The 13868-nt window shown below is 72.2% G+C and carries 11 protein-coding genes; 4 read left to right on the top strand and 7 right to left on the bottom strand.

The genetic code is table 11. The annotated features are described in order from the left end of the window. Nucleotides 1–112 precede the first annotated feature (112 nt). A complete protein-coding gene (locus tag AC3EUV_RS22065; protein ID WP_432142367.1) occupies nt 113–1510 on the top strand; it encodes an amino acid permease in 1398 nt (465 codons plus the stop codon). 77 nt (nt 1511–1587) lie between these two features. On the opposite strand, the gene AC3EUV_RS22070 is transcribed toward AC3EUV_RS22065, so the two are convergent. Next, nucleotides 1588–2502 carry a LysR family transcriptional regulator gene (locus AC3EUV_RS22070; RefSeq protein WP_432142368.1) on the bottom strand — a complete coding sequence of 305 codons (915 nt, stop codon included), beginning with the start codon at nt 2500–2502 and terminating at the stop codon, nt 1588–1590. Nucleotides 2503–2657: 155 nt separating this feature from the next. Between AC3EUV_RS22070 and AC3EUV_RS22075 the strand changes: the two genes are divergently transcribed. Beyond that, nucleotides 2658–5609 (top strand): FAD-binding and (Fe-S)-binding domain-containing protein, encoded by a 2952-nt coding sequence (locus AC3EUV_RS22075; RefSeq protein ID WP_432142369.1) that lies wholly within the window; start codon nt 2658–2660, stop codon nt 5607–5609. After that, nucleotides 5602–6750 carry a Glu/Leu/Phe/Val family dehydrogenase gene (locus tag AC3EUV_RS22080; protein WP_432142370.1) on the top strand — a complete coding sequence of 383 codons (1149 nt, stop codon included), beginning with the start codon at nt 5602–5604 and terminating at the stop codon, nt 6748–6750. The genes AC3EUV_RS22075 and AC3EUV_RS22080 overlap by 8 nt, the downstream gene beginning before the upstream one ends. A 27-nt stretch (nt 6751–6777) precedes the next feature. Here the strand turns inward: AC3EUV_RS22080 and AC3EUV_RS22085 are convergent, their stop codons facing one another. The 4 genes from AC3EUV_RS22085 to AC3EUV_RS22100 form a co-directional block, all read right to left on the bottom strand. Beyond that, a complete protein-coding gene (locus AC3EUV_RS22085) occupies nt 6778–7077 on the bottom strand; it encodes a hypothetical protein (protein WP_435603676.1) in 300 nt (99 codons plus the stop codon). A 124-nt stretch (nt 7078–7201) separates the two neighbouring features. After that, nucleotides 7202–8104 carry an aminoglycoside phosphotransferase family protein gene (locus tag AC3EUV_RS22090; RefSeq protein WP_432142372.1) on the bottom strand — a complete coding sequence of 301 codons (903 nt, stop codon included), beginning with the start codon at nt 8102–8104 and terminating at the stop codon, nt 7202–7204. 70 nt (nt 8105–8174) lie between these two features. Further along, nucleotides 8175–10091, bottom strand: a complete 1917-nt coding sequence (locus AC3EUV_RS22095) for a cellulase family glycosylhydrolase (RefSeq protein ID WP_435603720.1) — start codon at nt 10089–10091, stop codon at nt 8175–8177. Between the two features lie 206 nt (nt 10092–10297). Beyond that, a complete protein-coding gene (locus tag AC3EUV_RS22100) occupies nt 10298–11122 on the bottom strand; it encodes an SDR family oxidoreductase (protein WP_432142373.1) in 825 nt (274 codons plus the stop codon). 307 nt (nt 11123–11429) lie between these two features. On the opposite strand from AC3EUV_RS22100, the gene AC3EUV_RS22105 reads away from it, so the two are divergent. Continuing rightward, on the top strand, nt 11430–12218 hold the full coding sequence (locus AC3EUV_RS22105) for a hypothetical protein (protein ID WP_432142374.1): 789 nt from the start codon (nt 11430–11432) through the stop codon (nt 12216–12218). A gap of 68 nt (nt 12219–12286) precedes the next feature. Here AC3EUV_RS22105 and AC3EUV_RS22110 read toward each other — a convergent pair whose 3' ends face one another. Both AC3EUV_RS22110 and AC3EUV_RS22115 read right to left on the bottom strand, forming a co-directional pair. Then, nucleotides 12287–12829, bottom strand: coding sequence for a DUF1707 SHOCT-like domain-containing protein (locus AC3EUV_RS22110; protein ID WP_435603677.1), 543 nt, complete (start codon nt 12827–12829; stop codon nt 12287–12289). Nucleotides 12830–12927: 98 nt separating this feature from the next. Next, complete coding sequence (locus tag AC3EUV_RS22115) at nt 12928–13695, bottom strand: RapZ C-terminal domain-containing protein (protein WP_435603678.1); 768 nt, start codon at nt 13693–13695, stop codon at nt 12928–12930. Nucleotides 13696–13868 lie beyond the last annotated feature (173 nt).

Genomic DNA, 13868 nt, shown 5'->3' on the forward strand with positions numbered 1-13868 from the left:
GGTCATGTCCCCTCATCACACCCCGAAATCCACCCTCCCCGCGCTGCTGGGAAGAGGCCCCAAGGGGGTATTCAGGCGAACACTTCCCCATGAACAGCCCACCGGTGCGCGCATGGTGCGCACACTGGGCCTGACCCAGCTGACGATGATCGGCATAGGTGCCATCATCGGGGCCGGCATCTTCAGTCTGGCCGCGGCCGTCGCCCGGGATGTCGCCGGTCCGGCCGTCCTGATCTCGTTCCTGGTGGCCGGAGCCGCCTCGCTCTGCGCGGCCTTCGCCTACGCCGAGTTCGCCGGCATGGTGCCGAAGGCCGGCTCGTCCTACACCTACTGTGCCGCGGTGCTCGGGGAGCTCGTGGGCTGGATCGTCGGCTGGGATCTGCTCCTGGAGTACACCGCCATCGTCGCCGTCGTGGCGATCGGGATGTCGGGCTACCTGGGATTCCTGCTGGAGGCCGTCGGTATCCATCTGCCGGCCTGGGCCCTGGGTGCTCCCGGCACCGGAGCCGGGCACAAGATCGACCTGCTCGCCGTGGCGATCTGCCTCGGCGTGGCCTGGCTGCTGACCCGTGGCACCCGCACCTCGGCCCGGGTGGAGACGGTGCTGACCATCGTCAAGATCGCGATCGTGCTGCTGGTGATCGTGGTCGGCTTCACCAAGGTCGACAGCGGCAATCTCCAGCCCTTCGCGCCGTTCGGTCTCGGCGGGGCGTTCACCGGGGCGGCGACCGTCTTCTTCGCGGTCTTCGGCTATGACGCGCTGAGTACGGCCGCGGAGGAGTCGCTGGAGGCCCGGCGCAAGCTGCCGAAGGCGATGATGCTGTCGCTGGCGGTCTCCATGGTGCTGTATGTGCTGGTCTGCGTGGTGCTCACCGGGATGCAGCACTACAGCGAGATCAATCCGAAGAGCGGGATCTCCAGCGCGTTCCAGAGCGTGGGGCTGAGCGGACTGGCCAATGTGATCGCCGTCGGTGCGGTCATCGGCATCGTCACCGTGACCTTCTCGTTCATGATGGGCGCCTCCCGGCTCTGGTACGCCCTCAGCCGCGACGGTCTGATGCCCGCCTGGTTCGGTGCCATCCACCCCAAGCGCAAGGTTCCGCACCGCGCCACCTGGCTGATCGGTGGGGTGTCCGCCGTGCTGGCGGGGGTGCTGCCCATCAACGCCGTCGCCGAACTCACCAATATCGGCGTGCTGCTGGCGTTCGTGGTGGTCTCCGCCTCGGTGCTGGTGCTGCGCTACAAGAAGCCGCACCTCAAGCGGGGTTTCCGGTGTCCGGGCATGCCGGTGGTGCCCGTCCTCGGCATCGTCTTCTCCGTCTGGCTGATGTCGTTCCTCCAGTGGGAGACCTGGGTGCGGCTCGGCTGCTGGCTGGTCGTCGGGCTGGTCATCTACGCCGCGTACGGCTACCGGCACACCCGCCAGGTCATGCCGGGCGGCTCGGTGGATCTCGACACGCTGGACGACCTGTCCGAATCCGACGAGGCCGAGCCCACGCCCGTTCCGTGACGGACGGTCGGCCACCTCTACCGGCTCCGTCCCTCCCTCCTCCCCTGGAGGGACGGAGCCCGCCTCCGCCGTCACCGTCAGGCGTCGCCTGCCGGGTGCAGATACGGCTCACCGGACGGCACGGCGCGGCGCAGACAGCTCAGCACGGCGGGGAGCAGCGGATTGCTGTTCTCACTGCGGTGCAGCGCCATCACCTGACGGTGCGCGGAACGCTGGTTGAGCAGGGTGGCTTCGACCCCGTCACTGGGCAGATGCCCGAGTGCCGGGACCACCGCCACGCCGAGGCCGGCCGAGACCAGCTCCCGCACCACGGCGTAGTTGTTGCTGCGGAAGGCGACGGCGGCCTCGAAGCCCGCGGCCGCGCACAGCCGGCGGAAGGACCGGGCCCCGGCGGTGTCCTCGCGGCTGGTGATCCAGCGGGCCCGGGACAGCTGGGACAGCTGCGCGCTCAGACCGCTGCCCCGGGCCCTGAGCAGGATGAGGTCCTCCCGCAGCAGATGATGGCGGGTCAGGCCGGCGGGCCACTGGCGGGGGCTGAGTCCGTACTCGTAGACCAGCGCGACGTCCAGGTCGCCCTGGCTGAGCGCGGTGAGCAGCTCATCGGGTTCGGCCTCCTCCAGCTGGATCTGCGCCTGCGGATGGGTCTCGACGAGGGCGGACAGCGCCGAGGGCACCAGCCGGACATCGGCCGTGGGGAAGCTGCCCAGCCGCAGCCGGCCGGTGGCGCCGGTGGCCAGCTCCTGCACCTGGTGGTCGAGATCGTCCATGGCGGCCAGCACGTGGGTGCTGAGATCGACCAGTCGGTGGGCGGCCGCGGTGGGACGGATACCGTGTGCCTCCCGCTCGAACAGCACCAGCCCGGTCTCCTTCTCCAGGGCGGAGATCTGCTGCGAGATGGCGGACGCGGTGTAGCCGAGGTCGCGGGCCGCGAGGGCGAACGACTCGCTGCGGACGACGGCCTTCAGCGTGAGCAGATGCAGTGGCTTCAGCACGGCGGACTCCCGGGAACGACGGGGGCGAGCATAAGCATTGCTCGCCCTCAAGCGTCAATACTTTTGTCCTGCTGGGCCTTGTCCCTGTCCCCTCCGGCCCACATCGTGGTCTCACCAGGCCGAACCTGGCCGGTGAGCGCAAAGGAGCAAGCACGGTGACCACAGCATCGCAGGCCGGCAGACTCGACGCGGCGGCCGTGGCCGAGGCTCTCGGCGCGGGGGACTGCGGCGAGGTCGCCGGTGACGCCGGCCGCCGCGCGCAGTACGCGTCCGATGCCTCCAACTACCGGCAGATCCCGCTGGCCGTCGTCTTCCCCGGCGAGCGGCGGCACATCCGGAACACGCTCGCGGTCTGCCGCCGGCTGGGCGTGCCGGTCACCGCACGCGGCGCGGGCACCAGCACCTCCGGGCAGGCCGTCGGGCCGGGCGTGGTGCTCGACTTCTCCCGGTACTTCCACCGGTTGCTCGCACTGGACCCGGAGGCCCGGACCGCGACCGTCGAGCCCGGCATCGTGCTGGACGATCTCCAGCGGGCCGCCGCCCCGCACGGCCTGCTGTTCGGCGCCGATCCGTCCACCCACAGTCGCTGCACGCTCGGCGGCATGATTGGCAACAATGCCTGCGGATCACACTCCCTGGCCTGGGGACGCACCGCGGACAACATCGTGGAACTCGAAGTGATCACCTACCGCGGCACGGTGGTCCGGCTCGGCGAGATGACCACGGAGGAGATCGACGAGGCCATCGCCGCGGGCGGCGACCGCGGCCAGCTGATCGCCTCCCTGCACCGTCTCGCCCAGCGCAATCTGGCCACGCTGCGCACCGGGCTGGGGCGGTTCCCGCGGCAGGTGTCGGGCTACGCACTGGAACAGCTGCTGCCCGAGCGGCGCTTCCACCTCGCCCGCGCACTGGTCGGCAGCGAGGGCACACTGGCCGTCGTCCTCTCGGCGACCGTCCGGCTCCTCTCCCCGCCCCCCGCGCGGGCCCTGGTCGTCCTCGGGTTCACGGACGCCTGTGCCGCGGCCGACGCGGTGCCCGCCCTGCTGGAGCACCGGCCGCTGGCGCTGGAAGGGCTCGACCACGCGCTGACCGACATCGTCACCCGGCCCGCGACCCGGGCCGCCATCGACACCCTGCCGGCCGCCCGAGCCTGGCTGTTCGCCGAACTCGGCGACACCGCGGACGCGTTGCCCCGGCAGACCGAGGCGCTGGCCGAGACCGCCCGCCAAGCCGCCGGATCCACCGGCAGTGAGATCATCACCGACCCCGTGCGCGCCCGCACCCTGTGGCGGATCCGGGAGGACGGCGCGGGGCTGGCCACCCGGCTGCCCGACGGCTCGGAAGCCTGGCCCGGATGGGAGGACGCGGCCGTCCCGCCTGGCCAACTGGGCTCCTATCTCCGCAAGTTCACCGAGCTGCTGGATCATCACGGGCTCCAGGGCGCCGTCTACGGGCACTTCGGCGAAGGCTGTCTGCACGTCCGGATCAACTTCGACTTCGGCACCGAGCAGGGCACCGCCGTCTTCCGCGCCTTCGTCACCGACGCCGCCCGGCTGATCGCCGCCCACGGTGGTTCGCTGTCCGGTGAGCACGGCGACGGGCAGGCCCGCTCCGAGCTGCTGCCGCTGATGTACGGACCCGACATCATCGCGCTGTTCGAGGAGTTCAAGAGCATCTGGGACCCCGACAACGGCCTCAACCCCGGCATGATCGTCCAGCCGCTGCCGGTCGACGGCAATCTGCGCGTCAGCCCGCACCGCAGGCCGCTGCCCCTGGCCACCGTCTTCCCCTTCCACGCCGACGACGGGGACTTCGCCAAGGCCACGCGCCGCTGCGTCGGCGTCGGCAAGTGCCGCTCCACCGACCACCGCGGCGAGGTCATGTGCCCCAGCTACCGGGTCACCCGGGACGAGAAGGACTCCACCCGCGGCCGCGCCCGGCTGCTGTACGAGATGACGCAGGGCGAAGTGATCACCGACGGCTGGCGTTCCACCGAAGTCCGCGACGCCCTCGATCTGTGTCTGTCCTGCAAGGGGTGCAGCGCCGACTGCCCCGTCGGAGTGGACATGGCCACCTACAAGTCGGAGTTCCTGCACCACCACTACAAGGGGCGGCTCCGGCCCGCCTCGCACTACACCATGGGCTGGCTGCCGCTGCTGTCACGGCTGGCCGCCCGGGTCCCCCGCCTGGTCAACGCCCTCACCTCCTCCCGGCTGGCCCCGGCCGTCAAACGGCTCGGCGGGATCGCCGCCCAGCGGGAACTCCCCCGCTTCGCCGGGCAGACCTTCCTGGCCTGGTTCCGCGGCCGTACGCCCCGGGGCGACGGCCGGCGCGGCCCGGTCGTGCTGTGGGTCGACTCCTTCAACAACCACTTCAGCCCCGAGGTCCTCCAGGCCGGGGTGGCCGTACTGGAAGACGCCGGGTTCCGGGTCCAGGTCCCGGACGGCACACAGTGCTGCGGACTCACCTGGATCACCACCGGACAGCTCGGCACGGCCCGCCGCATCGCCCGGCGCACCACCGCCGCACTGGCCCCCGCCGTCGCCGCCGGCCTCCCCGTCGTCGGACTGGAGCCGAGCTGCACGGCAGCCCTCAAGGGCGATCTGCCCGAACTCCTCGACGGCGACGAGGACGCCCGCGCCCTCTCCCGCGCCACGCTCACCCTCGCCGAACTCCTCGTCCACCACGCCCCCGACTGGCAGCCCCCGCGGATCGAGGCCCGCTCGATCAGCCAGACCCACTGCCACCAGCACGCCACCTCCGGCTTCGGTGCCGACAGCGCGCTGCTGGACCGGCTGGGCGTCGACAACACCGCCCTCGATTCCGGCTGTTGCGGTCTCGCCGGCAACTTCGGCTTCGAGCGCGGCCACTACGACGTCTCCGTCGCCGCGGGCGAACAGGTCCTGCTCCCCGCGGTGCGCTCGGCCCCGGCTCACACCCGGATCCTGGCCGACGGCTTCAGCTGCCGCACCCAGATCGCTCAGCAGACCTCGCGCGAGGGCACCCATCTCGCCCAGCTGATCGCCCAGGCACTGCGACCGGCCGGCTCCGCTGCCCGCGCCGGTCTCCCTTCGCTTCCTACCGACAAGGAACACTCCCGTGACTGACGCACTCTCCCTCGTCGACGAGTGGGGCCCCGAGAAAATCGTCGTCGTCTCGCACCGGCGCACCGGCATGAAGGGCGTCCTGGTGATCGACAACACCGCCCGCGGGATCGGCAAGGGCGGAACGAGGATGAGCCCCGGTGTGACCGTGGAGGAGGTCTCCCGGCTGGCCCGCGTCATGACGTGGAAGTGGGCCGCGGTCGACCTCTTCTACGGCGGCGCCAAGGCCGGCATCGTCGCCGACCCGGCGTCCCGCGACAAGGAGGCGGTGCTGCGGGCCTTCGCCCGTGCGTTGTCCAACGAGGTGCCCCGCGAGTATGTGATGGGGCTCGACATGGGCCTGACCGAGAGTGATGCCGCCATCATCCAGGACGAGCTGGGCGACCGCGGCGCCGCCGTCGGCACTCCTGAGCATCTCGGCGGGGTGGCCTACGACAAGCTCGGCGTCACCGGCTACGGGGTGGCCGAGGCGGCCGACGCCGCGGCGCAGCACCAGGGGCTGCCGCTGGCCGGCTCCCGGGTCGCCCTTCAGGGCTTCGGTGCGGTCGGCAGCGCGGCCGCCACCCGGTTCGCGGAGCTGGGCGCCACCATCGTGGCGGTGTCCACCGCCCAGGGGGTGCGGTACGACCCCAGCGGTCTCGACGTGGGAGCCCTGCTGGCGGCGCGCGACGAGCACGGCGACCACTTCGTCACCCGTCACCCGGCCGGTACCGCGCTCCCCGCGGGCGCCGAACTCACCGTGGACTGCGACGTCCTGGTGCCCGCCGCGCTCCAGGACGTGATCCACCGCGGCACCGCACACGAGATCAAGGCGAAGCTCATCGTGGAGGGCGCAAACCTGCCGACGTCGGCGGAGGCCCGGAGCATTCTCGCCGAGCGCGGTGTCACCGTGCTGCCCGACTTCGTGGCCAACGCCGGCGGTGTGGTCGCGGCCGCCTTCGCGATGGATGCCCGCTATTCCGGGTTCCGGCCCGGCACAGCGAGCATCTTCGAGTCGGTCTCGGCCAGGCTGCGGGCCAACACGGTGACGGTCCTGGACGAGGCCCGGCAGCAGGACATCACCCCGCATGCGGCCGGCCGCCGCCTCGCCGAGGACCGCGTCCGCGCCGCCATGCGGAGCAAGGGCCGGCTCCCGCGCGACTGAGCCCCGCGGCACCGGGGGCGCCGGGTGTCAGGCCGGACACTCTTCATGGGTCTTGACGACGGTGAGCGTGGCCTTGCGCCCCTGTAGGGGTGCACCGGCGTCCGGGCTCTGCGAGCAGACCTTCCAGCTCGCCGGCCACAGCACATGGCGGCCCGCGCCGCGCCCGTCCCGGAGCTGCACGGAGGTGTCGTAGTTCAGGGCCCGGTAGGCGGCGACCAGGCCCTGGCCTGCCACCTGCGGCATCCGCTCGGGGCCGTCGGCCTGCGCCGGAGCGGCCGGGACCAGGCAGGACAGGACAAGGAACGAGGTGGTGAGGATGCGTTTCATCACCTGAGAACGACCATTCCGGACATCGGTCACATACAGCTTTCGGGGCCGGCCCCAGGCGCCGGGGCAAAGGCCGTGCGGCCGGGCCCGGCGGGCGGACCACCTGCCCGACGGCGATCCGGGGTCAGACGGCGGCCCGCGCATGCTCGATGCGGACTTCCTCGATGACCCGCCGGGCGATGGCCGCCATCACCGGGTTGCTGTCGCGGTAGTAGCGGAGTTCGCTGAGCGCGATGGACAGCGCCCAGCCACGGCCCCGGGCCCAGGTGGCGTCGTCGGCTCCCAGGGCCGTACGGAAGGCGCCGCGCGCGTCGGCGGGCAGCAGATACCACGCCACGATCAGATCGACGGCGGGATCGCCGAGGCCGAGGCAGCCGAAGTCGATGACGGCCGCGAGCCGGCCACGGACGGTCAGCAGATTTCCTGGTTGCAGGTCTGCGTGGATCCAGACGGCCGGGCCGGGCCGGGCGGGCGCCTGGAGGGCCGTCTCCCAGGCGGCGATCGCCGCGCCGGTGTCGACGATGCCGGACAGCTCCGCCACCGCGGCGCGGGTCGCCCGGTCCCGGGCCGCCAGGGATTCGCTGCGGTAGGACGGCGGCCCGTCCGCGGGGTCGATCCGGTGCAGTGCGGTGATGAACTCCGCCAGATCCGCCGCGAGCGCGTGGGGCGCGGCGAGACGGCCGGTGGCCGGTGTCTCCCCGTCGAGCCAGCGGTAGACGGACCAGTGCCAGGGGTAGCCGTCGGCGGGCCGGCCCTTGCCCAGCGGTCCGGGTACGGCAACCGGGAGCGAGGGGGCCAGCCGTGGCAGCCAGTGGTGCTCCTTCGCCACGTCGTGGGCGGCCCCCGCGATGCGCGGGAGCCGTACGACCATGTCGCCGCCGAGCCGGAACATGGCGTTGGAGGTACCGGCGGAGTCGACCGCCGTGACGGGCAGGTCCGCCCACCGGGGAAACTGCGCGGCCACCAGACGGCGCACGAGAGGGACGTCGATGTCCGCCTCGTCGGTGTGCATCTTGCGCGCGCACATGGCGCCCTCCGCATCGGAACGGTGTCGTGGACAGCGTCCCTTGATACCCCGGCCGGTCCTTCGGGTCGACTCAGTTTTCTCCGGTCAGGGGGCGGCAGAGCAGGGCGTCGGGGCGGCCCAGGTGGCCGAGGCGGTAGGTGTAGGCGATGCCCGCCGCGTAGGAGCGGGAGGGGCACTGTCCCTTGTAGTGGCCGTGCGCGAAGTCGCCACCGGGGCCGTCGGGCGGACGGTTGTCGCCGCGGTCGAACCAGACGGTGCTGCCGCCGGTGCCGAGAGCGGTGCGGGCCGGGGTGCACAACGCGGCGGAGACCCCCGCACCCCGCAGGCTGTAACCGGTGAGGAAGTGGCCGTCGGGACACTGGAGTTTGCTGTAGCCGGGCGCCCAGTCGCCGCCGGCGGGGACATGGCGTTCGTCCCGCACCACGGTGGGGACACTGCCGGGTTCGTTCAGAGGGCCGGCCGTGGGGGCGTCGGTGCACAGCCCGCGGCCTCGGGTGTGGCTGAGGCCGATAAGCCGTTCGCCGTCGGGGCAGGCCGCTTTGCGGGCGCCGCTGTCCCAGTCGCCCAGCGAGCGGGCGCTCAGGGACTGCACGAAGTCGCGGTGGTCGGTGGTGAGCAGGTGCCAGGCGGGGGTCGCCGGCACCGGTCCCGTCTTTTGCGGCGCGGTCATGAGCCGGTGCCATACGGCCGCCCGCCAGTCGTCGCCGTCGAGGATGCCGCTGCGGCGCCCGGCGCTGTCGTACCGCAGCATGGCCCAGTTGTCCCCGGCCGGCCCGCCCTGGCCGTCGGTGCTCCAGCCGACGAGCGGCCAGTAGGCGAAGTCCGTGTCGGTGTCGGCGAGGTAGTCCGTGAGGTTGCCGAACCAGGCGCGGGCGGCCGGGTTCGACTCCCCGGAGCCGACGCCGAATTCGCTGATCCACAGGGGCGCGGTGAAATGCCGGCCGCTCTCCGCGGAGACGTAGAACGCCTGGTCGTACAGGACGGCACGGAGCTGGTCGCGGGTCAGGTCCTGGTAGCGGGGATCGCTGGTCTCCCCCACCCCGGTGGCGCCGCTGTGGTGCGGGCCCGTATAGCCGTAGAAGTGGGCCGAGTAGACGAGCTTCCCGGAGGTGACGAGGGTGTGCGAGAGCGTACGGACCGGGGTGAGGGTGGGGCGGCCGTGCGGCAGACCGTCCACCGGCACGCCGGTCCAGTTGATGCCCTCGATGACGATGAGGAGACGGGGGTTGGCCTCGGTGAGGATCCGGTCCGCCGCCTCCTGCGCGGCGGCCTGCCAGTCATGGCCGTCGCCCAGGCCCCAGTTGGGGTCGTCCAGGACGTCACGGCGCACCTCGTTGTAGAGGTCCGCCCCCACCACGCGGCTGTTGTGCTGGTAGCGGCGCGCCATGAAGACCCAGTCGTCCGCCCATTGCCGGGTGGTCTGGCGGCTGTTCCACCGCTCGTTGCCGTCGAGGCCGCAGCACCAACGGGTGGTGTTGGTGTGGTTGTTGAGGATGACCGCGAAGCCGCCCGCGGTCAGGGCCTCGACCACGGCATCGAAGACGCCCAGGGGGGTTTTGCCGCGCAGGTGCGGGTTGGCGGCGACCGCGGCATCCGGCACGGGGGCCGTGGCATGGAGCATCTCGTTGGAGAACGGCAGCCGGATGCTGTTCAGTCCCAGCGCCCGGAAGTCGTCCAGCAGCGTGGCGATCCCCACCCGGTCGAGGCCGAGGGGCATGCCGTGGGAGTTCTGCCCGCCGTGGTGGCCGGCCGGTTCGTCGATGTCACCCGAACCGTTCCAGGAGCCCTGTGCCCCGTCCCAGTTGGCCGACTTCAGCCGGAAGCGCCGGCCGTCGGCGTCGACGATATAGCGGCCCCTGGTGGAGAGCGGAGCGGTCCACGCCTCCGCGGCCTTCCCGGCGGCCGACGGTCCGGACCCGGAGGCATCCGGCCGGGCCGGGGCCGCGGCCGCCCCGGGGACGGCAAGCCCCGTCAGTACCAGGCACATCACCAGGGCACGGCACACGGAACGTAGGAGCGGCTGCACGTCATCGCCTGCTTCGTCGGGCGTGCTCGCCGGCGTCGTCCGACAAGCGGCCGCTCGGCGGGGCACCACCGACAGGCCAGGGACAAGTTACCGGCGGTAGGCGCAGGTGGCCATACCCGTGGAGGCGGATCGAGCCGCAGCTGCCGACGGGGCAACAGCAGCTCCGCTCACCGCACTTGGAGGAACTCCCGGACTCCCCGCAGCCGGGTGCGGACGCGCCGCTGTGTGGCACTGCTGTCGAGGCGGACATCGAGGGCCCCGGGCATGCGGGTGTCGGCTCGGCGTCCGGCAGCCAGCCGGCCGGCGTCGAGCCCATCACGTCGGGCGATGAGAACGCCGAGTTCATGACGGCTGACGGCGTCCGCCCCGGCGAGGTGGAATACGCCGGCCCCGTCGGACACCGCGAGTTCCCACAGCGCGGAGGCCAGGTCGTCGACATGCACCGGGCAGCGGATGTCATCGGTGAACAGCACACCGTCGCGGGTGCCGGCCGCCAGGGCGTGGACCCGGCGCTCGTGCTCGGAGCCGCCGTGCCCGATGATCAATGAGGTGCGGACGACCGCAGCGGCCGGCGCCAGGAGCCGCACGGCGGTCTCGGCGGCGGCCTTCGCCGCGCCATACGGGGTGACCGGGTCGGGCAGACAGGTCTCGTCGTAGCGAGTCGGTGAACCGGAGAAGACGGCGTCGCTGGAGACATGCACCAGTCGGCAGCCCCGTTGCGCCGCGGCCATCGCCACCCGGATCGAGCCCTCGGCGGTGACCGCCCAGTCACTCCCTCCGCTCGTTGCGTTGATGACCACGTCGGGGTCGGCCGCGGCCAGTACCTCGTCGAGGTGCCCGGGGGCGCGCAGGTCGAGAGGATGCCACGAGGCTCCGGGAAGGCTGCCGGGGCGGGAACAGTACGTCGCGGCCGTCCCTCCGCCGGCAGCCGTCGCCCGGCGCACCAGTGCCGTCCCCAGGAACCCGCTGCCACCGATGATCAGAGCCTTCATGGCGCCCTACGGTAGGGCAGCGAGGCCGGTCTCCGGCGGCGAACCTGTGAGGGCGGCACATGAGCCTGACACGTCGTCCGCCTCAGGGGCCCGGCCTCGGCTGTGATCGCCCGGGACCGCACACCTCTGCACAGCGCCGGATTTCAGGCGCCTGGCCCAGTCCCGGGCCGGGCTGCCGGGGGCCTCGCGGATACCCACTTAAAGTGACGAGGTGATCACGGTACGGATGTCCCACCGGCCGGCCGTCGGCGGTGGATCTCCCGGCATCCGATTCCGGCACTCGGTCGCACCGGAGAAAGGGACACATATGCGCGCTCGCCATCTCGCCACAGCCGCCGCTCTGGCGTTCACCACCGCTCTTGTCGCCGCCACCCCGGCCCCGGCACAGCCCTCCGCCCCCACCCCGCCGTCAGGCGGCCCGTCCGCCCCGGCCCGCCCCGCAGGCCACACCGAGGTCCCCGTCAAGGGCGGCTCGGCCCGCTTCGCCACGCCGCCCGCCCTTCTTGCCGCGCTCAAGGCACGCGGTGTGGCGCTCGCCGACGTCGACAGCCGGGGCACCGTCACCCCGCACCACGACTCCGGCGGCATCAGTCTGGGCATCAAGGGCGGTGCGGTCACCAACAGCGGCGGCAAGGTCGGCGGCGAGCTGCGGCTCGCCGATGCCGGGATCGCGCTGGTCAACCGCACGGCCAAGAAGGTCGTCAAGATCACCGGCTTCACCGTCGACCTCGGCCAGGGCACCCTCCGCGCCCGGCTGAACCGCGGCCCGAGCATGACCGTGGGCACCTTCACCCGCCCCGCCATCGCCTCCGCCATCGACACCCATGCCGCGGCGCTGCGTATGGACACCGGCATCACGGTCACCGCGGCGGCCGCCGCCAAGCTGAACACGGCCCTCGGCACCACCGGCTTCACCGGCGGCGGCCCGCTGCTCCACGCCCGTATCGACGCCGCGCTGGACCCGACCGTCGATCTCGGCACCGCCCTCAACCTGGGCCGTCGCCCGGCCTCGACCGACGCGGGCCGCCGCTCGGCCGGAGGCGTGGGCGAAAGCGCAGGCGAAGGCGCGGGCGGAAGGGTGCCGTGGGAGTGGTGATCTGAGGGGGGGCAGGGATCGGCGCGTCGGCTCCCTGCCGGGCAGGTGGACCTGGCGCCGGAGGGGCCTCAGCGCCGCGCGTGCCGGATCTTCAACCGTCCGAACCCCATGGTTCCGGAGATCCGGATCGTCGGTCCGCCGGTACGGGGGCGCCGCGGGACCTTGTAAACCGGGTCCTTCCACCCGGCTTGCAGCGCCTCGACATCGACCATCGCGTCGCGAGGCACCGTGATCCTGGCTCTGCCGGTGCCGAGTTGCAGCTCGATGTCGACCACCGGATGCTCGATCACCGCCCGGGACAGGTCCAGGTGCACCCTTCCGAATGCGGACGCGACCGTGAGCGTGCGAGGTACCCGCCATGCGCCGCGCCGGTGGATGCGTCCGCCGGCGACGGTGATCGTGGCCGTGGTCCCCGCATCCTCCTCAGGGAGCGAGGTCAGAGCCTCCACGAGCGCACCGGGCGTCTTGGCGGTAAGTGCCTGGTGGAGGCGGGCGTCCATCTCCTCGTGCGAGAGATGCCCTTGGGTGAACGCGTCCTGGAGGCGCTGTACGGCCGCGTCGCGGTCCTCTTCGCTGATCCGTGGCGGCAGGTTTTCCGATAACGGGGTCACCGCTTCACTCTAGTGCGGTGGTGGCGATATCGAACGCCCTTAGGTAGGTACTGGGCAACGCATTGGGTCCGTACTGGGCAGGGCATCGGGGGCGGAACTCACGGACGCTGTGGGGCCCAGGGCAGTGGCAGGCCGTCGCTGTGGCGCCGGGGGATCAGATGGACATGGGCGTGGAAGACCGTCTGGGTCGCCGCCGGGCCGGCGGCGGTGATGATGTTCAGGTCCTCGGCGAGTTCTCCGCCGAGCTCCGCGGCGCGCTGCATCACAGCGGCGGTCACGGCAGGGTCGGTCGTCGCGTCCCGGACATGGCGGCGGGGAATGACCAGGAGGTGTCCGGGGGTGACCGGGCGGCGGGGCACGATCGCGAAGGCGTCGGGCCAGTCACGGACGAGCGGGGCGGGGTCCGTGCCGGCGGCCATCCGGCAGAAGGCGCAGACCTCCAGTTGCTTCGCGGGCTCGCGGTGGATCAAAGGGCGGGCGATGTCGCGGTGTTCGACGTCGGCGGCCGTTCCGCGCTCGGCGAGCCAGTCGGCGACGGCACGGGCGACGGCCGGCGCCCGGTGGCGGCCGTACCAGCAGGCGACGTAGAGGTGCACCGCCTCGTCGGTGGCGGCCCGGTGGAGCGCGAGCAGCTGACGGCCGGTGCGCTCGACGGTCTGCCGGGCGTCGGGGGCGGACAGCACATAGTCGCGGACCTCGGGATCCAGCCCCGTCAGCACGACCAGCGGCGCGGTGACCGCCACGTCGGCCGGGTCCCACATCCGGTCCCGGACGTCCAGTACGAGGGCGCCGGTGTCATGCCGGGGCGGGGCGCCCCAGCGGGCGCCGTAGGACGTGATGCGGATCGGGGCGGGGCTGCTGGACATCGGCTCTCCTGCCGTGGGGAACTGGGGGGCGGTGCGGGGCGGGAGACCTGATCCCGCGTCGTCGTCGGCGTCGGCGTCGGCGGGCGGCAGGTTTCCCTGTCGGCGGGCGGCGGGTTTCCCCGCGGTTTGCCTTCGACAGATGTACCGGACATCGCGTCGTCATGCGGCGGCTT

Source organism: Streptomyces sp. bgisy130, from assembly GCF_057708345.1.

What these genes read in the sequence shown, in the direction of transcription:
- AC3EUV_RS22100 (WP_432142373.1), bottom strand. Translation starts at nt 11,122, where the DNA reads ATGAAGGCTCTGATCATCGGTGGCAGCGGGTTCCTGGGGACGGCACTG.
- AC3EUV_RS22085 (WP_435603676.1), bottom strand. Translation starts at nt 7,077, where the DNA reads ATGAAACGCATCCTCACCACCTCGTTCCTTGTCCTGTCCTGCCTGGTC.
- AC3EUV_RS22115 (WP_435603678.1), bottom strand. Translation starts at nt 13,695, where the DNA reads ATGTCCAGCAGCCCCGCCCCGATCCGCATCACGTCCTACGGCGCCCGC.
- AC3EUV_RS22065 (WP_432142367.1), top strand. Translation starts at nt 113, where the DNA reads ATGGTGCGCACACTGGGCCTGACCCAGCTGACGATGATCGGCATAGGT.
- AC3EUV_RS22095 (WP_435603720.1), bottom strand. Translation starts at nt 10,091, where the DNA reads ATGTGCCTGGTACTGACGGGGCTTGCCGTCCCCGGGGCGGCCGCGGCC.
- AC3EUV_RS22105 (WP_432142374.1), top strand. Translation starts at nt 11,430, where the DNA reads ATGCGCGCTCGCCATCTCGCCACAGCCGCCGCTCTGGCGTTCACCACC.
- AC3EUV_RS22090 (WP_432142372.1), bottom strand. Translation starts at nt 8,104, where the DNA reads ATGTGCGCGCGCAAGATGCACACCGACGAGGCGGACATCGACGTCCCT.